The sequence below is a fragment of the Microbacterium sp. STF-2 genome, from assembly GCF_034650155.1.
Classification (GTDB): domain Bacteria; phylum Actinomycetota; class Actinomycetes; order Actinomycetales; family Microbacteriaceae; genus Microbacterium; species Microbacterium maritypicum_A.
Map to the genome: position 1 here is coordinate 1,409,291 of NZ_JARKMW010000001.1, position 19,488 is coordinate 1,428,778.

At 68.5% G+C, this 19,488-nt stretch carries 18 protein-coding genes; 8 read left to right on the forward strand and 10 right to left on the reverse strand.

Going from position 1 to position 19,488, the window contains the following annotated elements:
* Positions 1–3 precede the first annotated feature (3 nt).
* Positions 4–237, reverse strand: a complete 234-nt coding sequence (nrdH, locus tag MicroSTF_RS06640) for a glutaredoxin-like protein NrdH (protein ID WP_017828869.1) — start codon at positions 235–237, stop codon at positions 4–6.
* A gap of 436 nt (positions 238–673) precedes the next feature.
* Here nrdH and MicroSTF_RS06645 point away from each other — a divergent pair, with 436 nt between their 5' ends.
* The 6 genes from MicroSTF_RS06645 (at position 674) to MicroSTF_RS06670 (ending at position 6,662) form a co-directional block, all read left to right on the forward strand.
* On the forward strand, positions 674–1,837 hold the full coding sequence (locus MicroSTF_RS06645; protein WP_051668061.1) for an MFS transporter: 1,164 nt from the start codon (positions 674–676) through the stop codon (positions 1,835–1,837).
* Positions 1,834–2,754, forward strand: a complete 921-nt coding sequence (locus MicroSTF_RS06650) for a sugar kinase (RefSeq protein WP_029267133.1) — start codon at positions 1,834–1,836, stop codon at positions 2,752–2,754. Before MicroSTF_RS06645 ends, MicroSTF_RS06650 begins: the two co-directional genes overlap by 4 nt.
* A 53-nt stretch (positions 2,755–2,807) precedes the next feature.
* A complete protein-coding gene (locus MicroSTF_RS06655; RefSeq protein ID WP_029267134.1) occupies positions 2,808–3,566 on the forward strand; it encodes an alpha/beta fold hydrolase in 759 nt (252 codons plus the stop codon).
* A complete protein-coding gene (locus tag MicroSTF_RS06660; protein WP_322954386.1) occupies positions 3,563–4,720 on the forward strand; it encodes an acyl-CoA dehydrogenase family protein in 1,158 nt (385 codons plus the stop codon). The genes MicroSTF_RS06655 and MicroSTF_RS06660 overlap by 4 nt, the downstream gene beginning before the upstream one ends.
* 83 nt (positions 4,721–4,803) lie before the next feature.
* Positions 4,804–5,271 carry an Lrp/AsnC family transcriptional regulator gene (locus tag MicroSTF_RS06665; protein WP_021199961.1) on the forward strand — a complete coding sequence of 156 codons (468 nt, stop codon included), beginning with the start codon at positions 4,804–4,806 and terminating at the stop codon, positions 5,269–5,271.
* Positions 5,268–6,662: an aspartate aminotransferase family protein gene (locus MicroSTF_RS06670; RefSeq protein ID WP_021199962.1), complete on the forward strand. Its 1,395-nt coding sequence runs from the start codon at positions 5,268–5,270 to the stop codon at positions 6,660–6,662. The genes MicroSTF_RS06665 and MicroSTF_RS06670 overlap by 4 nt, the downstream gene beginning before the upstream one ends.
* A 31-nt stretch (positions 6,663–6,693) precedes the next feature.
* Here the strand turns inward: MicroSTF_RS06670 and MicroSTF_RS06675 are convergent, their stop codons facing one another.
* Positions 6,694–8,166, reverse strand: a complete 1,473-nt coding sequence (locus tag MicroSTF_RS06675; protein ID WP_322954390.1) for a PucR family transcriptional regulator ligand-binding domain-containing protein — start codon at positions 8,164–8,166, stop codon at positions 6,694–6,696.
* Positions 8,167–8,336: 170 nt separating this feature from the next.
* On the opposite strand from MicroSTF_RS06675, the gene MicroSTF_RS06680 reads away from it, so the two are divergent.
* A complete protein-coding gene (locus MicroSTF_RS06680; protein WP_322954392.1) occupies positions 8,337–9,821 on the forward strand; it encodes a CoA-acylating methylmalonate-semialdehyde dehydrogenase in 1,485 nt (494 codons plus the stop codon).
* 15 nt (positions 9,822–9,836) lie between these two features.
* Positions 9,837–11,225, forward strand: coding sequence for an aspartate aminotransferase family protein (locus tag MicroSTF_RS06685; protein WP_136024175.1), 1,389 nt, complete (start codon positions 9,837–9,839; stop codon positions 11,223–11,225).
* 163 nt (positions 11,226–11,388) lie between these two features.
* Here MicroSTF_RS06685 and MicroSTF_RS06690 read toward each other — a convergent pair whose 3' ends face one another.
* The 8 genes from MicroSTF_RS06690 to MicroSTF_RS06725 all read right to left on the reverse strand — a co-directional run bounded on the left by MicroSTF_RS06690 (position 11,389) and on the right by MicroSTF_RS06725 (position 19,478).
* Complete coding sequence (locus MicroSTF_RS06690) at positions 11,389–11,622, reverse strand: hypothetical protein (protein WP_021199966.1); 234 nt, start codon at positions 11,620–11,622, stop codon at positions 11,389–11,391.
* 20 nt (positions 11,623–11,642) lie between these two features.
* Entirely contained in the window at positions 11,643–12,488 is an 846-nt protein-coding gene (locus MicroSTF_RS06695) for a hypothetical protein (protein ID WP_297595346.1), read from the reverse strand.
* A 372-nt stretch (positions 12,489–12,860) separates the two neighbouring features.
* Complete coding sequence (locus MicroSTF_RS06700; protein WP_297556200.1) at positions 12,861–14,525, reverse strand: amidohydrolase; 1,665 nt, start codon at positions 14,523–14,525, stop codon at positions 12,861–12,863.
* A gap of 2 nt (positions 14,526–14,527) precedes the next feature.
* Positions 14,528–15,403 (reverse strand): ABC transporter permease, encoded by an 876-nt coding sequence (locus tag MicroSTF_RS06705; RefSeq protein ID WP_021199969.1) that lies wholly within the window; start codon positions 15,401–15,403, stop codon positions 14,528–14,530.
* Positions 15,400–16,284: an ABC transporter permease gene (locus tag MicroSTF_RS06710; RefSeq protein WP_322954399.1), complete on the reverse strand. Its 885-nt coding sequence runs from the start codon at positions 16,282–16,284 to the stop codon at positions 15,400–15,402. Before MicroSTF_RS06710 ends, MicroSTF_RS06705 begins: the two co-directional genes overlap by 4 nt.
* Positions 16,277–17,455, reverse strand: coding sequence for a spermidine/putrescine ABC transporter substrate-binding protein (locus tag MicroSTF_RS06715; protein ID WP_322954401.1), 1,179 nt, complete (start codon positions 17,453–17,455; stop codon positions 16,277–16,279). Before MicroSTF_RS06715 ends, MicroSTF_RS06710 begins: the two co-directional genes overlap by 8 nt.
* Positions 17,452–18,612 (reverse strand): ABC transporter ATP-binding protein, encoded by a 1,161-nt coding sequence (locus MicroSTF_RS06720; RefSeq protein ID WP_322954404.1) that lies wholly within the window; start codon positions 18,610–18,612, stop codon positions 17,452–17,454. Before MicroSTF_RS06720 ends, MicroSTF_RS06715 begins: the two co-directional genes overlap by 4 nt.
* Positions 18,613–18,749: 137 nt before the next feature.
* Entirely contained in the window at positions 18,750–19,478 is a 729-nt protein-coding gene (locus tag MicroSTF_RS06725; RefSeq protein WP_021199973.1) for a FadR/GntR family transcriptional regulator, read from the reverse strand.
* Positions 19,479–19,488: the final 10 nt, after the last annotated feature.

Genomic DNA, 19,488 nt, shown 5'->3' on the forward strand with positions numbered 1-19,488 from the left:
GCGTCACGCCAGACGGGAGGCGAGTTCGTCGATCTTGTCGGGACGGAAACCCGACCAGTGACCCTCGTCGGTGACGACGACGGGTGCCTGCATGTAGCCGAGCGCCTTGACCTGCTCGAGTGCCGTCGGGTCTTCCGACAGGTCGAGGATCTCGTACTCGATGCCCTTGGCATCGAGGGCACGGTAGGTGGCGTTGCACTGAACGCAGGAAGGCTTTGTGTAGACCGTGATCGACATCTTTTTCGTAACCCCTCAAATCTCTGGCCTGCTTCTCATCAGGCTGTTTCCCGGTAGACCCCCTGCCGGGACTTCAATACTACATATGGGGACCGACATTGGGGGCGACCACAAGGGGTAGTAGTTACATCCGTGTAGTTATCCACCGTTCTCTACAGATACAACACAGGTTCTCCACCGTTTCTTCCACAGGCTGAGCCCTCGTCCGGAGGCACTCGAACCGCGTGAAATCGCGGCTGGGAAGCCGCTGTGAGCGATCCATCCACAGGGGGGACGATACGACGCCCCGCGGACATTCGGATTCCTGTGGAAATCGTCCTTCGGCGTGTCGCGGGCGTGTCGCGGATCGACCTCTTCCGCGGCCGACCCCGCGGCCCGGTACCGTGGTCTGGTGGCGGGATATCGGGATCTTCTTCGCACGCCGGGAGTGGCGCGCATGATCGCTGCTCAGCTGACCGCGCGCTTCCCCAATGGAATGATGTCGCTGGCGATCCTGCTGCACGTCGAGCAGCAGACCGGGTCGTACGGATCGGCAGGCCTGGTCCTCGCCGCGACCAGTGTGGGCCAGGCGATCGCCGGTCCCATCACCAGCCGCTGGATGGGCGTCTGGGGCATGCGACGCGTGCTCACGCTCACACTGTCGGTGTGCGTCGTGGCGGTGCTGTGCCTCGCACTGCTGCCGCTCGAGGTACCGGGCTACATGGCTCTCGGCATGGTCGCCGGACTCTCCACCCCGCCCGTCCAGGCCGCGGTGCGCACCATCTACCCGAAGCTCGTCAACTCCTCGAACCTCACGCCGCTGTTCTCCCTCGACGCCTCGCTGCAGGAGATCATCTGGGTGCTGGCCCCCGTCGTGATCACGCTCGTCTCGACCCAGATCGGCACGCCGGAGGGCCTGCTGCTGGTGGCGATCATCCTCGTCGGCGGCGGCGCCTGGTTCATCCTCTCCCCCGAGGTCGGACGGGTCCGCATCCCCCGGAGCCGCAACGCTCTGGGCAAGGTCGTACTCAAGCCGCCTGTACTGCTGGCGACCGTGATCGGTTTCCTCCTGATCGGAGCCTGTGCGGCTGTGGAGGTGGGAGTCGTCGCGACGTTCGAGCACGGAAGCCTCGCGGCCGGTCTCGTGCTCGCCGTATTCTCGGCGGGAAGCCTCGCCGGCGGTCTGGCCTTCGGTCACATCCCCATCGGGCCATGGGCCATGGCGCGCCGTCTGCTGATCGTCACGATCGGCCTCGGCCTGACGATGGTCATGCTCAACGTGTTCTGGCTCGGCGGCACCCTGATCCTCGCCGGCATCGGCATCGCTCCGGCTCTCGCCGTGCTCTTCGCGATCACCTCGGCCAGCGTGAAGTTCAGCGAGACCGCTGAGGCCTTCGGCTGGGCCGGCACCGGCCAGCTCATCGGCGCCGCCGCCGGATCCGCGGTCGCCGGCTTCCTCGTCGATGTCGGCGACTGGCGCGGCGCCTACCTCGCCGCCACGATCTTCGCCGCGGTGGGACTGCTCGTGGCCGTCGTCTTCGTCCGTTCCTTCCCCGATCTGCGTCACCGCGACGCGAGCCCGCATCCCGACACCGAACCCTTGGCGGTCACCCCCTCATGAGCTCCCCCATCTCTTCGACCTCTGCCCCCGAGATCGTCTGCATCGGCGAGACGATGGCGCTGATCACTCCGACGGATGCCCCGCTCGCCGACGCCGCGCAGGCGTCGATCGGCCTGGCCGGCGCCGAGTCCAACGTGGCCGCCGGCGTCGCCTCCTCCGGACACCGCGTCGCCTGGGCGTCGCGCCTGGGCGACGACCCGCTCGGCGACAGGGTCGCCTCAGAGCTCGAGCGGCGGGGTGTGGAGTTGTGGGTCGAGCGCGACGATGCCGCACCCACCGGAGTGATGTTCAAGGACCCGGGCGCCGAATCCTCCTCCGTCTACTACTACCGTCGGGGATCCGCTGCCTCCCGCATGGAGCCGGGGTTCCTGACCGCGCGGCGTCTCGACGGGGTGCGGATCGTGCACACCACCGGGATCACCCCCGCGCTGTCCGCGTCGTGCCGCGAGACGGTCGACCAGCTCTTCTCCGACGCCCGCACCGCGGGAGCCCTCGTGTCGTTCGACGTGAACGACCGGCGTCCGCTGTGGAGCAGGGAGGAGGCCGCAGAGACGCTCGCCCGCCTGGCCGACACCGCGGACATCTCCTTCGTCGGCCGAGACGAGGCTGAACGCATCTGGGGTACCGCGACACCCGCCGAGATCCGCGCCTTCCTCCCGAACTGCGCGCTGCTGGTCGTCAAGGACGGCGATGTCGGCGCCACCGCCTTCCATGGCGACGACGAGCCGATCTTCGTGCCCGCTCCCGTGGTCGACGTCGTCGAGCCGGTCGGCGCGGGAGATGCGTTCGCATCCGGCTTCCTGGCGGCGACCCTCGACGGAGCCGACCTCGCCGCGCGCCTCTCCGCCGGCCACGCGGCCGCGGAGCGCGTGCTGACGATCGCCGCCGACCTCCCACCGCTGGTGCCGCTCGCCTGACGCGGCTCGGGTGATCCCGGCCGCCTGAACACCACCGGTCGTAGGCTGGTGCCATGCCCGCCCCGCTCACCCTGCCCCGTATCTCGTGGGGCTCCCCGTCGGCATCCCGTCGCGCCCTCCTCGTCCACGGTCTCGGTTCCTCAGGAGCACTGATGTGGCGTCTCGGAGACGCTCTCGCCGCAGCGGGATGGCACGCGACCGCCGTCGACCTGCGGGGTCACGGCGATGCACCGCGCGCTCTCGACTACTCGGTGGCCGCGTACGGTGCCGATCTCGCCGCCACCCTCCCGGACGGCGGCGGCGCGTGGGACGCGGTCATCGGCCATTCGCTCGGCGGCGCATCCAGCACGGTCGCGGCGGCTTCGACCCCGGAATGGACTCGACGGCTGGTGCTGATCGACCCCGCGATCCATGTGGGCGGGCGCGATGCGGCGATCGTGCGACGGAGCCAGGAGCGCGCATTCGCCGACACCCGCCTCGAAGTGGTGCAGGCGGAGCATCCGCACTGGCATCCGCAGGATCAGGAGCTCAAGGTCGACGCGGTGCTGCGTGCGAGCGCATGGGCGGTGGAGCAGACCAGTGCCCAGAATCAGCCCTGGGACGTACGGGCAGAGGCTGCGCGTCTGACCGTGCCCACGCATGTGATCGGCGCCGACCCCGCGGTCTACAGCATCTTCACGGGAGAACTCGCCGACGAGGTCCTCGCGGCGAACCCCCTGATCACCCTCTCCGTCGTCGAGGGTGCAGGACACTCCCTGCACCGCGACCGCCCGGAGGAATCCGTCCGTCAGCTTCTGGAGGCTCTGGCATGACATTCGACCCTGCGACGCTCCTGCCCGACGACCTTCTCGAGCGCATCCGCGAGCGCGCACCGATCCACGACCGCGAGAACACCTTCCCCCAGCAGGACCTCGACGAGTTGCGCGCGGCCGGCTACCTGTCGATCCTGGTGCCGAAGGAGCGCGGAGGGGCGGGGCTCGGACTCGCCGAGGCCGCGATCCTGCAGCAGCGTCTCGCCGGTGCCGCGCCGGCGACGGCGCTGGCCATCAACATGCATCTCGTGTGGACCGGCGTGGCGAAGGTCTTCTCCGACAGAGGCGTCCCCGGCCTCGAGTTCGTGCAGGACGGCGCTGCGGCAGGCGAGGTCTTCGCCTTCGGCATCAGCGAGGGCGGCAACGACCTGGTGCTGTTCGGCAGCGACACCGCGGCCGTGCCCGACGGCGACGGCGGCTACGCGTTCACCGGGACCAAGATCTTCACCTCCCTCGCTCCGGTCTGGACGCGGCTGGGGCTGCACGGCCTCGACACCACCAGCCCCGATGGGCCGAAGCTCGTGTTCGCCTTCGTGGAGCGGACGCACGCCGTCACGACGTCCGACGACTGGGACACCCTCGGCATGCGGGGCACGCAGAGCCGCACCACCCGGCTGAACGGCGCCGTGGCCGATGCCGCGCACGTGGTGCGGCGCATCGACCCCGGGCCCAGCCCCGATCCGATCGTGTTCGGCATCTTCTCGGTGTTCGAGATCCTGCTCGCCTCCGTCTACACGGGCATCGCCCGGCGAGCGCTCGAGCTCGCCGTGACGACGGCGCAGAAGCGGCACTCGAAGAAGACCGGCCTCGCCTACAGCCAGGACCCCGACATCCGCTGGCGCATCGCCGACATGGCCATCGCCTACGACGCCCTGCCGCCGCAGATCGCCTCCCTCGCCCGTGATGTGGACGACCGCGTCGATCACGGCGCGCGCTGGTTCCCGCAGCTCTCCGGCGTCAAGCACCGGGCGATCACGATGGCCAAGCACGTCGTCGACGAGGCGATGCTCGTTGCCGGTGGCGGGTCGTACTTCTCGGCCAACGAGCTGTCGCGTCTCTACCGCGACGTGCTGGCCGGGGCGTTCCACCCCTCCGACCCCGAATCCGCGCACTCGACGGCGGCGAGCGCCTGGCTGGGTCCGCTCGAGAGCTGAATTTCCTGCCGATTCCGCTGGACGAATCGCCAGATTCTGCGAAATCGGTTGCCGAGCGCATTGCGGAGTGCGAAGATCGCACCATGAGTCCGGCGAAGAAGCACCCTTCCCTCGATGCGGTCTCGAAGACGATCGTCGAGCTGCTCCAAGAGGACGGCCGTCGTTCGTATTCGGAGATCGGCCGCACCGTCGGGATGAGCGAAGCCGCGGTGCGCCAGAGGGTGCAGCGGCTCACCGAGTCGGGTGTGATGCAGATCGTCGCCGTCACCGACCCGATGCAGCTGGGCTTCCACCGCCAGGCCATGATCGGCGTCCGCGTGTCCGGCGACGCGCGCCGTGTCGCCGAGGCCATCGCCGCGATCGAGTCCGTCGACTACGTGGTCATCACGGTCGGCTCGTTCGACGTCCTCGCCGAGGTCGTCTGCGAGGACGACGACGACCTGCTCGCGCTGATCAACGACGTCATCCGCCCGATCGATGGCGTCCTCTCCACCGAAACCTTCATCTACGCCAAGCTGCAGAAGCAGCTCTACAACTGGGGGACCAGATGAGCACCGCACGCACCATCCCTTCCGAGTCCGCACTGCAGACGATGGCGAAGGACCATCTCTGGATGCACTTCACCCGGCAGTCGACGATGGCGGAGTCGGGTGTGCCCATCATCGTCAAGGGAGACGGGCATCGTATCTGGGATGCCAAGGGCAAGGAATACTTCGACGGCCTGGCCGGACTCTTCGTCGTGAACGCCGGCCACGGTCGGCGTCGGCTGGCCGAGGCCGCGGCGGCGCAGGCCTCCGAGCTGGCTTTCTTCCCCCTCTGGTCGTATGCGCACCCGGCAGCGATCGAGCTGGCCGACCGTCTCGCCGACGAGGCGCCGGGCGACCTCAACAAGGTCTTCTTCTCCACCGGGGGCGGCGAGGCGGTCGAGACCGCGTTCAAGCTCGCGAAGCACTACTGGAAGCTGCAGGGCAAGCCCGCCAAGCACAAGGTGATCTCTCGCGCCGTCGCGTATCACGGCACCCCGCAGGGAGCGCTGGCGATCACGGGCATCCCGGCGATGAAGTCGATGTTCGAGCCCGTCACCCCCGGCGGCTTCCGCGTGCCCAACACCAACTTCTACCGCGCGGCCGAGATGGGTGGACCCGCCGACGACCTCGAGGCATTCGGACGCTGGGCGGCCGACCGCATCGAGGAGATGATCCTCTTCGAAGGCGCTGACACCGTGGCCGCCGTGTTCCTCGAGCCGGTGCAGAACTCCGGCGGATGCTTCCCGCCCCCTCCCGGCTACTTCGCCCGCGTCCGCGAGATCTGCGACCGCCACGACGTGCTGCTCGTCTCGGACGAGGTCATCTGCGCCTTCGGCCGCCTCGGTCACACCTTCGCGTGCACGGGCCTGGGCTACGTGCCCGACATGATCACGTGCGCCAAGGGCATGACGAGCGGCTACTCCCCCATCGGCGCGACCATCGTCAGCGACCGTATCTACGAGCCCTTCTCGAAGGGCGATCTGTCCTTCCCGCACGGCTACACGTTCGGCGGGCACCCGGTGTCGGCCGCTGTCGCTCTGGAGAACCTGGCGATCTTCGACGAGGAGGGGCTGAACGCGCACGTGCGCGAGAATTCCCCGCTGTTCCGCACCGAGCTCGAGAAGCTGCTCGACCTGCCGCTGGTGGGCGACGTGCGGGGCGACGGCTACTTCTTCGGCATCGAGCTCGTGAAGGACAAGTCGACCAAGGAGACCTTCGACGACGACGAGTCCGAGCGGCTGCTGCGCGGTTTCCTCTCCCCCGCCCTGTTCGAGGCCGGTCTGTATTGCCGCGCCGACGACCGCGGCGACCCCGTGATCCAGCTCGCGCCGCCGCTCACCGTCGGGCCTTCGGAATTCCGCGAGATCGAGCAGATCCTGCGCGACGTGCTGACACGCGCGCAGTCGGTGCTCTGACCCTCGCGCGCACCGATCGGGCGGATACGGGTCAGGCCACCGGCACCGCGCTCCGCTTCGCCAGCAGCGCGAGGTGGAGCGCGGCGAGCGTCTCCCCGTCGTCGAGGTCGACGTCGAGCAGATCACCGATCAGGGTGAGCCGCTGGTAGAAGACGGATCTCGAGAGGTGGCTCGCGGCCGCCGCCGCGGAGCGATTCCCGGGGTGGGTGACGAGCGCCGCGAGCACGTCGAGCAGGTCTCCGCGCCGCTCGCGGTCGTACGCCACGACCGGGGCGAGCATCCGCTCGCTGTGTGCGAGCAGCCGCTGATCGTCGCGCAGCGAGGCGACGAAGCGTTCCAGCGGACGGTCGTCGACGCGTCGCACGCGCGGGCCGGATTCGGAGCGGTCGCTCGCCGCGAGGTCTCTCGCCGCGCGCAACGAAGCGAGCAGCCCCAGGACATCTTCGGCGGGAGGGCCGACGAAGACCGTGCGCGCGGGCCCCGCGATGCGCACGGCGAGAGCATCGGTGAGCGGGGCGGACTCAGGGAGCGACAGCAGGGCGACGTCGTCCTCTCCCACGCGTGCGGCGACCACGGCGGCCCCGGCCTGCCGAGCCCGGTAGGCGAGCTCGGCCGCCGACTCCGCCCCGCGGGCGACGATGCCGTGGCAATGCCGACCCGAAAGAGCGAACCCGCCCGAAGCCAGACGGGCGGCGATGTCGGCCGGGTTCGCGAACCGCGCGCCGAGCAGATCGTCGATGATGCCCCGCTGCGCGAGCAGCGACCACTCGGTGTCGCCCCCGTCCGCCAGGCAGCCGAAGGCCAGTGCCGTCGCCCCCTGTTCGAGCACCGTGTGCCGGCCCGCCGGGTGCACGGGGCCCGGAAGGGCGAGCAGGGTTCCCCACCGCACCCCCCGCGCCTGCACCGGGATGCGATCGGCCGCGTCGAGCTGTCCGAGCGCCTGCACGACCGGCATCCGCAGGGTCTCGAGCGCGATCACCTCGTGCGCGAGGTTCTCCAACACGACGGGCGCGCCGAGCGCTCTCGCGGTCTCGGCGACGACGACGTCGGCCGGAGCGCCCTGCAGGCTCAGCGCAGTGAAGAGCTCGTGCAGGCGCTGGCGTTCGTGCAGCGCATCCGTCTGAGCGGCGATGAGCGATCTGTGCACCGACTCCGTCACCGCGACGAACTTGATCTCGCTGGTCAGGGCGATCAGGGCGAGACCGACGTCCCGGCACACCTCGGTCACGGCATCGGGGATCTGCGATTGGCCGGACCCGAGCTCCACGACGATGCCCGCGATCCCCGCACGGTGCAGGGCTCTCGCGAAGTCGCGCAGCTCGTCCGGAGCCGTCGGCCATCCCGCCCCGGTGCTGAGCAGCAGCTCGCCGCCGTCGAGCAGTCGGGCGACTCCTGCGCTGTCGGAGACATGCACCCAGCGCACGTCGGCATCGAGAGCGGCGCCGCCCACGACCACGTCCGGTGCGCCCGCCTGCAGCACCGGATCGGCGAGAACGTCGGCCACCGTGAGCACACCCCCTGCCCGACTCGGACGATCTGTCCGATGCGGGCTCAAGTCCTGACGTTCTGACACCACTCGACGCTCTTCCGCTCTGTGATCATTGAGGAACATTAGCGTATCGAACGTTCAGTCAGAGTGTTCGAATCCGTATTCTTCAGCCTCGGAGGAACATCGTGGACATCGTCCGTCACGTCATCAACGGAGTGGAGGCCGCAGAAGCGGCCCGCACCGGCCAGGTCTTCGACCCCGCCACCGGCCAGGTGTCGAAGCAGGTCGCATTCGCCTCGACCGCCGAGGTCGACTCCGCCATCGCCGCGGCGGCGGCCGCGCTCCCCGCCTGGCGCGAGACGAGCCTGATCAAGCGCGCCGACGTCTTCTTCCGCTTGCGGCAGCTGCTCAAGGAGCGCACACCCGAACTCGCCGCGATCGTCACCTCCGAGCACGGCAAGGTGCTCTCGGACGCTGCCGGCGAGGTGTCGCGCGGCATCGAGAACGTCGAGTTCGCGGCGGGACTCGTGCATCTGCTCAAGGGTGAACGCAGCGAGCAGGTGTCACGCGGTGTCGACGTGCACTCGGTCAAGCAGCCGGTCGGTGTCGTCGCGGCGATCACACCGTTCAACTTCCCGGTCATGGTGCCGTTGTGGATGGTCGCCTCGGCGATCGCCTGCGGGAACACGGTCGTCCTCAAGCCGAGCGAGAAGGATCCGTCGGCTTCCGTGTGGCTCGCGAAGCTCTTCGCCGAGGCCGGGCTGCCGGACGGCGTGCTCAACGTGGTCCACGGCGACAAGGAGGCCGTTGACGCGCTCCTGGAGTCGCCGCGGGTGAACGCCGTCAGCTTCGTCGGCTCGACCCCCATCGCCCGCTCGATCTACCAGCGCGCCTCGGCCGCCGGCAAGCGGGTGCAGGCGCTCGGCGGCGCGAAGAACCACATGGTGGTGATGCCCGATGCCGACATCGATGCGGCTGCCGACGCTGCGGTCTCCGCCGCCTACGGCTCCGCCGGCGAGCGTTGCATGGCCGTCTCGGTGCTGGTCGCCGTCGGCGACATCGCCGACGACCTCGTCACCGCGATCGCCGATCGCATCGGCGGCCTCACGATCGGTGCCGGCACGGATGCCGCGAGCGAGATGGGTCCGCTCATCACCCGCGAGCACCGCGACAAGGTCGCCTCGTATGTGACGGGCGCCGAGGGCGAGGGCGCGAAGGTCGTCGTCGACGGCACGCAGAAGCAGTTCGACTCGGAGGGCTTCTTCCTGGGCGTCAGCCTGATCGACGAGGTCGCCCCGGGGATGAAGGTCTACGACGACGAGATCTTCGGCCCGGTGCTGTCGGTCGTGCGCGTCGAGACCTACGCCGAGGCGGTCGAGCTGGTCAACGCCAATGCCTACGGCAACGGCACCGCGATCTTCACGCGCGACGGCGGCACGGCCCGGCAGTACGAGTTCGACATCGAGGTCGGGATGGTCGGCGTCAACGTGCCGATCCCGGTGCCGATCGGCGCCTACTCGTTCGGCGGATGGAAGGACTCGCTGTTCGGAGACTCCCACATCTACGGTCCCGAGTCGGTGCACTTCTACACACGCTCCAAGGTCGTCACCACCCGGTGGCCCGACCACACGCCCTCCCAGGTCGACCTGGGCTTCCCGAGCAACCACTGACGAGGAGCGACCACGATGACGAACTTCACCGACCGCCACGGCGTCTCGCACCCGCTCCCCGCGCCCGAGGCCGAAGCGCAGGTGCGTGCGGACGACCGCGGCCACGTGTTCCATTCCTGGAGCGCGCAGGGCCTGATCGATCCGCTTCCCGTCGCCGCGGGCGAGGGCTCGACGTTCTGGGACTACCAGGGCAACGCGTACCTCGACTTCTCGAGCCAGCTCGTGAACCTGAACCTGGGGCACCAGCATCCCGACCTGGTCGCGGCGATCCAAGAGCAGGCGGGGCGTCTCGCGACGATCCAGCCCGCGATCGCCAACGACGTGCGCGGGGAACTCGCGCGTCTGATCGCCGAGGTCGCGCCGGAAGGTCTTGAGAAGGTGTTCTTCACCAACGGCGGCGCCGAGGCCAACGAGTATGCGGTGCGCATGGCCCGCCAGTTCACCGGCCGTCGCAAGGTGCTGTCGATGTACCGCAGCTACCACGGCTCCACATCGACCGCGATCTCGCTCACCGGCGACCCGCGGCGTTGGGCGAACGACACCGTCGACTCCGGCGCCGTGCGCTTCTTCGGACCGTACCTGTACCGCTCGCCGTTCCACGCCGAGACCCCGGAGCAGGAGTCCGAACGAGCACTCGCGCATCTCGAGCAGACGATCCAGCTCGAGGGGCCGCAGACGATCGCGGCGATCATCATCGAGACGGTCGTCGGCACCAACGGCGTGCTGGTGCCGCCGCCCGGATATCTGCAGGGCGTGCGCGAGCTGTGCGACCGCTACGGCATCGTCTACATCGCCGACGAGGTCATGGTGGGATTCGGGCGACTGGGCGAATGGTTCGGCATCGACGCGTTCGACGCCAGCCCCGACCTGATCACCTTCGCGAAGGGCGTGAACTCGGGCTACGTGCCCCTCGGCGGCGTGGTGATCTCCGACCGCATCGCCAGCGCCTTCGACACGATGCCCTTCGCCGGCGGGCTGACCTACTCGGGGCACCCGTTGGCCTGTGCGGCGGGCGTCGCGACGTTCGAGGTGTTCCGTCGCGACGGCATCCTCGAGCGCGTGCGCGACCTCGGCGAACGCGTGGTCGGTCCGACCGTGCGCTCCTGGGCCGAGAAGCACCCGAGCGTCGGGGATGTGCGCGGTCTCGGACTGTTCTGGGCGGTCGAGCTGGTCCGTGACCAGGAGACGCGCGAGCCCCTCGTGCCGTTCAACGCCTCCGGCGCGGATGCCGCTCCGATGGGCGCCTTCGCCGCTGCCGCCAAGAAGGCCGGTGTCTGGCCGTTCACGCATTTCAACCGCATGCACGTGGCCCCGCCGCTGGTGATCAGCGAAGAAGACCTGGTGCGCGGACTCACCGTGCTCGACGAAGCGCTCTCCGTGGCCGACGAGGCCGCCGCAGGCTGACGCGAGAACACGGGTTTTCAGATGACGACCTTCGACCCTCGTACTACGAGCCCGACTACAGCCCTCGCTACGACCCACGCGAACCTCAACGAGGGCACTAGCCGCTAGTCCGGAACAGCGGAGGGGTGAGCGCAGCCGCTCTCACCCCTTCTCGTTTGTCACTTCATGTTTGTTGACGCCTCAGAGCCGCGATAAGGGCTCTGGAGAATCTTCTTTCTACAAGATAGAGCGCCGTCATCATGAGCAGCAAGATCGCTGCAGCGATCGCGCTCAGCATTGGAGGGTCATTCCAGAAAACGATAGCTGCGACCAGCGCGAGGACAGGCGCCACCCAGCTGATGATGAGAAGACTGCGCTTCCGTTTCGCCATAGGGCCAAGTTCATTGAGAGAGACCATGGTTGAAGCTCCTTATCTCCTTACGGTCCTGTACACCAGATGTGACCCGCCCAGGTCCAGTACACCCAGATGCCCTTACCGGCCTGGTTGCAAAGCCCCAGCCCCACGTTGTAGAGAGCTACCGGGCCAACAAATCCTGGAATCAGTGCGTACAGGATGGACGCAGTTTGACTGATCGAGACCTTGTTCGCGGGGATCCAAGTTTTCCCTCCCCACCAATAGGTCGGATCGGCGACGACCGGATAGGCCACATCGCGGGCAGTGTGTTCAACGACCTGCACGAGCTGAGTGCCATCAACTTCGTATCGAGTCGGAACTGCAGCGCCGTTCGCATCGACCGCCCATGGCACATTCGTTGTGAGCACCGTGATGCCATCTCGATCCGCAACCACCGCTGACCCGTCCTCGACCAACATCACCGAACCGCCGACAGGAACGTCGATTCCGTAGGCGAAGCGCTCGGGAGCTTTCGATGAAGCGATCGTGGTGAGCATCTGCACACCATCTGAAAATGGCACGACCGTGTTAGCCACACCGTTATCCGAGGGGTATGCGACAGCCCCCGATTCCAATGAGACGCCCGCTTCACCCCCTTCCGCAGCAGGAAGGCTGATGCCCACCACAGCATCCCCGACGGCGAGCTTCACTCCCTCGGACGCATCCCGCGGCACGGTAGCCGTGCTTCCCCCGACATCGAGCACCGCCACCGCATCATCTGTACGCGAAGACGCCGCCGCATCCTCAACCAAACCTGCCCTCACTCCGGCAAGAGCCCGCTCAACGTCTGCCACCGAAACCGTGTCAACATCCTCGGACGCATATGCCGGACCCACCCACGTACAGATCAGAGCCAGGGAGGCCACCACCGCCCCAGCCGAAACCTTTGTTCGATATCTCACTGTGTTTCTCCGATCACTCGACCCGCCGCGCGCACAAGCATCCCGCACTCCAGCAGAACCTGTCTGTCCACCATTCGGGGGACGGACCAGCGAAACCCGCGCCACATCGCGAAGAGCGACCGATATACGATTAGGCGGCAAACTCCGCTCTCACGTCGATGTGTTCGACTGGTGGCTTCCCGAGGTCTACGCCGGCCCCACCTTTCGCACGCAGATCGTTGTGCGTCCGGCGGCCGCCGAGGAGATCGCAACGCACCAGGTCTGGGGGCGGTTAGCGACCGAGGGGCCCTGAGCTACTCCCCCCGATTTCCCTCGGCGTAATTGTCGGTGTGGTGTCATTCAGTCGCCCACGGAGTCGAACACCCGCACTCCCTCGACCCAGGTGCCGCGCACCTCGGTCAGACCGATCTCCTCCGCCGGATGCTCGAACGGATCCCGGTCGAGCAGGGCGAGGTCGGCCCGCATCCCCACCGCGATCGTCCCGGTGTCGTCGAGGTGGTTCACCCGCGCCGATCCCGCCGTGTAGGCGACGAGGGCCGTGGCGAGGTCGATCGCCTGCTCCGGGAGGAACGGTTCGTAGTCGCCCTCCCACTCGGTCGGCGCGGAACGGCGGTTGACGGCCACGTGGATCGCCGCCATCGGGTTCGGCGTGCTGACCGACCAGTCGCTGCCCGCCGCGAGCGCGGCACCGGAACGCAACAGGTCGCCGAACGGGTACTGCCACGCGCTGCGCTGCGCTCCGAGGAACGGGATGGTGAGGTCGACCATCTGCGGCTCGAGCGTCGCCCACAGCATCTGCATGTTGGCGGTGACGTCGAGGGCCCGGAACCGTGGGATGTCGTCGGGGTGCACGACCTGGATGTGGGAGATGTGGTGTCGGTTGCCGCGCGGACCGTTCTGCACGAGGGCGGCCTCGACCGCATCGAGGCACTCGCGCACGGCGCGGTCGCCGATCGCGTGGAAGTGCAGCGTGAAGCCGAGGGCGTCGAGCCGGGTCGCGGCTTCTTTGAGCAGCTCCGGTTCGACGAAGGAGATCCCCGAATCCTCGCGCGGGTGCCCGTGGCCGTCGCAGTACGGTTCCAGCATCGCGGCCGTGAAGTTCTCGGCGACGCCGTCCTGCATGATCTTCACGCTGCGCGCCCGGAAGCGGCCGACCGTGCTCTCGTCCCGACGGCGCACGATGTCGTCGATCTGCTCCAGGCCCCGTGATCGATCCCACCACAGGGAGCCGACGACGCGACCGGTGAGCGCCCCGGATGCGGCGGCGGTCCGATAGGCCGGGAGCGGATCGCCCGCATCGCCGTACTCGGTGCCGACGATCGCGTCCTGCCAGGCCGTCACCCCGTAGGAGTGCAGGTGGCGCTGCCCCTGCAGGAGCGCCTCCACGAGTCGCTCGGGCGCCTCGGTCGGCAGGAGCCGGTTGACCAGGCCCATCGCGCCCTCGTGCAGCGTGCCGCTGGGGGCACCGGTCGCATCGCGCTCGATCCGCCCGTCCGCGGGGTCGGCCGTCTCGCGGGTGATGCCGGCGAGCGCGAGCGCACGGGAGTTGACCCAGGCACCGTGTCCGTCACGGTTCGGCAGGAACGCCGGGCGATCGGGCACGACGGAGTCGAGGTCCTCTGCCGTCGGTGTGCCTCCGGGGAACGCCGACATCTGCCATCCGCCCCCGAGGATCCACTCGTCGTCCGGGTGCGCGGCCGCATACCGGGCGATCCGGTCGAGGTACTCCTCGCGGGTGGCCAGAGCGGACAGATCGCAGCGGAGCATGTCCAACCCGCCCCACACCGGGTGCACGTGCGCGTCCTGGAAACCGGGCACCAGCAGTCCGCCGGCGAGGTCGATCACCTCGGTCTCCGGCCCGATCAGCGCCGCGACGTCGTGCCCCACCGCGCTGATGAACCCGTCCGTCACGGCGACCGCGTGCGCCGTGGTGCGCGCGGCATCGGCAAGGAACACCCGCCCTCCGCGCACGCCACCCGTGAAGACCAGATCTGCGTATCCCACGCTCAACCCCCTGCCATCGTGCGGGCGATCTCGGTCGCCGAGTCCCCCGCCCTCTTCAGAACCACGGCCACCAGCGCGAGCGCCAACAGCGTTAGTACGAGCATGATCGTCGACACCGCGGCGATCTCCGGACGCAAGCCGCTGCGCAGCGCGCTGAGCACGTAGACGGGCCACGGCGTCGTTCCCGACACCTGCACGAACGCCGACACGACCGTGTTGTCGAGGCTCAGCGTGAACGAGAGCAGGAACCCGGCGAGCACGGCCGGCATCGCGAGCGGCAGCGTGATCTTGAGGAACGTGCGCACGGGCGGCGCGTAGAGGTCGGCCGATGCCTCCTCCAGGCGGGCGTCGAGCCCGACCAGCCGCGCCCGCACGATGTACGACACGATGGCGATCGAGAACAGCGACTGCCCCACCACGAGTCTCATCGTGCCGTCGTTGAAGATGCCTATCCCGGCATCCTGCCCGAGGAACACCAGCCACGGCAGCAGCGCGACCGCGTCGACGATCTCGGGCGTGACCGACACGAGCAGCAGAAGCCCGAGGAACCACCACACCCACCTGCCGGGATTGCGTGCCATCGCGATGCCCGCCAGCGTGCCCAGCGCGGTGGCGAGCAGAGCCGCAAGCAGACCGGTGCGCACCGACACGAGCACGGCGTCGCGGATCGCGGGCTTGTTCACGATCGCGAGGAACGAGTCGAAGCCGAAGTGGTCCCAGGACACCAGCAGGCGCCCGACGTTGAACGAGTACGCGATGATCACGAGAATCGGCAGGAACAGGAACAGGAACACCAGCGCCGCCCAGATCGGCAGCACGAAGCGTCCTGCGCCGCGGCGCACGCGCGGTGCCGTCATGGCGGTCTTCGTATCGGTCATGATCCCTCCCCCAGGACGAGTCGGTTGCGTTGTCTGAGCGGCAGGGTCACGAGCCAGAGGAGTCCGGCCGCGACCGCGATCGAGAGCATGATGACGATGATCAGCAGCACGGCCATCGCCGAGCCCAATGCCCAGTTCTGCGCGGTCTGGAACTGGCTCGCCACCACCTGCCCGATCATGTTGCCCTTCGCTCCGCCCAGCACGGTGGCGGTGATGTAGTCGCCCATCAGCGGGATGTACACCAGGAGCACGCCGGCGATGATGCCGGGTCGAGCCAGCGGCACCGTCACCCGCAGGAAGGTCGTGATGCTGTTCGCGCCCAGGTCCTTGCTCGCCTCGCGCAGCGGTCCGGACACCCGGTCGAAGGCGACGAACAGCGGCAGGATCATCAGCGGCAGGTAGTTGTAGACGACGCCGAGGAGCACGGCGCCGCGCGAGTACAGCAGGTCGAGCGGACCGGGGATGACCCCGATCCCCTGCAGCAGCTGCGAGAGCCAGCCCTCGGGCGCGAGGATCACCTGCCAGCCGATGGTACGCACCAGGAAGTTGGTCCAGAACGGCACCATCACCAGCGCGAGAAGCAACCCCCGCTTCGAGGGCGGTGCCTTCACCGCGATCCAGTACGCGACCGGCCCGCCGATCACGAGGCACAGGGCCGTGCCCAGGATGCCGATCCACAGCGTGTTCAGGAACGTGCTGAAGAAGGTCGGCGAGAGCGCCTCGAGGTAGCGGTCGAACGAGAGGTGGTCGAGCGCATGCGTGGCGAAGATGCTCGGCTTGTATCCGAAGCTGAACACGATCACCATGAAGATCGGGGCGACGAAGAAGACGAGCAACCACACCCAGGCCGGGATGGCGAGACCGAACTTGAGCTTAGGCACCAGCAGCCGCCTTCATCGAGTTCCAGATCGAGACGACGCGGTCCTGTGCGTCCGTCAGCTTGCCCTCGTGCATCGTGGCCACCTGCTCCTCGTCGAAGAACACCATGTCGAGCCGTTCCAGCCCCGCGGCCTCCGCCTCCTCCCGGATCCCCGAGATGCCGGTGTCGTAGCCGATGTAGTCGACCTGTGCGAGCTGCACGTCGGGCTGCAGCACGAAGTCGATGAACGCGTGCGCCGCCTCGGGGTGCGGGGCACCGGCGGCGATCGCCCAGTTGTCCATCCACAGCTCGGTCGCGGGGCTTCCCAGCACCCACTGCCACCGGTCGGGGTCGTCGGACTCGAAGATGCCGAGCCGCGCGTCGCCGTTGTAGGACTGCAGCAGCGCGTGCGAGGCCTGCGGGATCGACGAACCTCCCGGGTACGAGTCGAACGCCGAGATGTGCGGCGCGAGGTCCTTCACCAGGAACTTCTCGACGGCGTCGAGGTCGTCCGGGTCCGTGGTGGTCCAGTCGATACCGTTCGCCCAGAAGTAGATGCCGAGCAGCGGCGCCGGATCGTCGAGCACCGAGGTCGAACCGGAGGCCTCGTTCTGTGCGGCGTCGATGAAGTCGTTCCAGGTCGTGAGCTCTCGGGAGATCACCCTCTTGTCGTACACGAAACCGGTCGTCCCCCATGCCTTGCACACGGAGTACTCGTTGCCCGGATCCCACGAGCGCCCGCGGAACTCCGGCGCCACGTGCTTCATGTTCGGCAACAGGTCGAGGTTGAACTTCTGCAGGAGGCCGTTCTCGGCCATCGGTCCGACGAAGACGCCGGTCGGCACCACGATGTCGTAGCCCGAGGTGCCCCGCGCCGCGACGAGCTTGGCGATCAGCTCTTCGTTCGAGTTGAAGGCGTCGAGCACGATGCGCGGGCCGCTCTCGGCTGTGAACTGCTCGAGCACTTCCGGCGCGTCGTAGTCGCCCCAGCTGTAGATCGAGAGCTTGTCCTCGAGCGCTCCCCCCTTGGCGTGCACGGCCGCGGCGTTCTGGCCCGGTGCGCACGCGCTGAGCACGACCGCGCCGCCCGCCATGATGGCGGTGGCGAGGAAGCCGCGCCTGGTCAGCTCGGTGCGAATCACCCGCGCGGCGCTCCGGTGCGCGAGCACCCGCACCGGAGGCGTGCCGGTCACCGGCCGCCGTCCTTGGGCAGGGTGATCACGTGCGTCGCCGTCGTGGGGATGCCGTCCGCGGCGAACAGCCGTGCATCCGCGGAACTCCAGACGCAACGGACCTCGTCGTCGACTCCCACCTCCGGCGCGGTGGGCGCCGGCATGCGCGAGAGGAACGTGGCATCCTCGCCGATGCGCACCGCGACCTGCAGTGTCTCGCCGAGATGCGAGACCCCGAGCACACGACCGCGGACCCCTGCACCCTCGCCCTGTTCCAGGCGGACGTACTCGGGCCGGATCGCAGCGACCGCCGGCTGACCGGCGGCGACCCGCTCGCCACCCCAGCGACCGGCGATCACGCCGATCGCCGTGTCGACGGCCTCACCGTCGGCACGCACCGTGCCGTGCACGAAGTTCTGCTGCCCGATGAACGAGGCGACGTAGGCCGACGCGGGCTCCGCGTAGATGGCCGCGGGCGCATCGAGCTGTTCGATCCGCCCGGCCCGCATCACCGCGATCCGGTCGCTCATCGACAGCGCCTCGGCCTGATCGTGCGTGACGAACACGAAAGTCGTACCGAGGCGGGCCTGCAGGAGCTTGAGCTCGAGCTGCATCTCCTCGCGCAGCTGACGGTCCAGCGCCGCGAGCGGCTCATCCAGCAGGAGCACGCTCGGCCGGTTGATGAGCGCCCGCGACAGCGCGATCCGCTGCTGCTGGCCGCCGGAGAGCTGCGTCGGCTTGCGATCGGCGAACGCCCGCAGCTGCACCATGTCGAGCGCTTCACTCACCCGCTCCCGCTGCTCGGCTTTGGGAACGCGCCGTTGCTGCAGACCGTAGGCGACGTTCTCGGCGACCGTGAGGTGCGGGAACAGGGCGTAGGCCTGGAAGACGGTGTTGACCTCGCGCCGATAGGGCGGCAGGTTCAGGACACTGCGGCCGGAGATGAGGATGTCCCCGGCATCCGGATACTCGAAGCCCGCGATCATACGCAGCGTGGTCGTCTTCCCACACCCCGACGGACCGAGGAGCGAGAGGAACTCGCCCGGTTGCACGTCGATACTCAGGTCGTCGACCGCGATGGCGGTGCCGTACCGCTTGGTCACGCCATCGATGCGGACCGCACCGGTGACGGTGGGTGCGTCGAGTGTCGCCGTCGACGTTCGGGTGGTGTCGGGCATGGAGCCTCCCCATTGAGATTCGCTTGCCGCGAGTCTGACACAGGAAAGTCGCCAGGTATAGCGAAATCGGAAGTCTCTTGATCGATTCGCAACGATATCCGTTGCGAATCGTCGAAGTCGCGACCGATTAGCGCTGATCAGATGAGGAAGCCGCGCAGCAACGCCTCGGATCCGGCGAGGTGATCGCGCATCGCGGCCTCGGCCGCATCCGGGCGTCCGGCGAGGATCGCCGAGACGATGCCCTCGTGCTGCGCGCCCGAGTGCTGGATATTGCGCGGCATCAGCGGGAAGGTGTCGAGCCAGGCGTTCACATCCGCCCTGTTCTCGGCGACCAGAGCGACGAGCGAGGGGATGCCCGCGGCCTCGGCGATCGCCAGGTGCAGCAAAGTGTCCAGGCGCCGGTATTCATCCGGCCCGGCCGGCAGAGCCGCCTCGTGCCGCGCCCAGAGGTCGGCGCGCGTCGCGGCGTCGAGCGATCGGCTCGCCGCGGCACGCACGGCACCGGTCTCGAGCACCAGGCGCAGCCCGAGCACATCGTCGATCTCCTCCGCGGTCACGGTGCCCGACACGGTCGGGTGCGGCAGCGGATCGGCGACGAACGTCCCTCCGTACCGGCCGCGCCGCGGGAGCAGGTAGCCGGTGTCCGCGAGTTCGCGGATCGCCTCGCGCACGGTGTCGCGACTGACCCCGAACGATGCCGCGAGCTCGCGCTCGGGCGGCAGGGATTCCCCCGGAGCGACGACGCCGAGACGGATCGTCTGCACGAGCCGGGCGACCGTGTCCTCCAGGGCGTTGCCGCGCCGCAACGGCCGGTAGACCGCTCTGCGCACCTCGACGAGGTCGCCGTCGTGGGGGTGCTCGCTCATGCCTTCACCC

Bases quoted from the DNA above. Each gene is read 5' to 3' on its own strand.
- nrdH (WP_017828869.1), bottom strand. From the start codon at position 237: ATGTCGATCACGGTCTACACAAAGCCTTCCTGCGTTCAGTGCAACGCC.
- MicroSTF_RS06645 (WP_051668061.1), top strand. From the start codon at position 674: ATGATCGCTGCTCAGCTGACCGCGCGCTTCCCCAATGGAATGATGTCG.
- MicroSTF_RS06650 (WP_029267133.1), top strand. From the start codon at position 1,834: ATGAGCTCCCCCATCTCTTCGACCTCTGCCCCCGAGATCGTCTGCATC.
- MicroSTF_RS06655 (WP_029267134.1), top strand. From the start codon at position 2,808: ATGCCCGCCCCGCTCACCCTGCCCCGTATCTCGTGGGGCTCCCCGTCG.
- MicroSTF_RS06660 (WP_322954386.1), top strand. From the start codon at position 3,563: ATGACATTCGACCCTGCGACGCTCCTGCCCGACGACCTTCTCGAGCGC.
- MicroSTF_RS06665 (WP_021199961.1), top strand. From the start codon at position 4,804: ATGAGTCCGGCGAAGAAGCACCCTTCCCTCGATGCGGTCTCGAAGACG.
- MicroSTF_RS06670 (WP_021199962.1), top strand. From the start codon at position 5,268: ATGAGCACCGCACGCACCATCCCTTCCGAGTCCGCACTGCAGACGATG.
- MicroSTF_RS06685 (WP_136024175.1), top strand. From the start codon at position 9,837: ATGACGAACTTCACCGACCGCCACGGCGTCTCGCACCCGCTCCCCGCG.
- MicroSTF_RS06690 (WP_021199966.1), bottom strand. From the start codon at position 11,622: ATGGTCTCTCTCAATGAACTTGGCCCTATGGCGAAACGGAAGCGCAGT.
- MicroSTF_RS06705 (WP_021199969.1), bottom strand. From the start codon at position 15,403: ATGACCGATACGAAGACCGCCATGACGGCACCGCGCGTGCGCCGCGGC.
- MicroSTF_RS06720 (WP_322954404.1), bottom strand. From the start codon at position 18,612: ATGCCCGACACCACCCGAACGTCGACGGCGACACTCGACGCACCCACC.
- MicroSTF_RS06725 (WP_021199973.1), bottom strand. From the start codon at position 19,478: ATGAGCGAGCACCCCCACGACGGCGACCTCGTCGAGGTGCGCAGAGCG.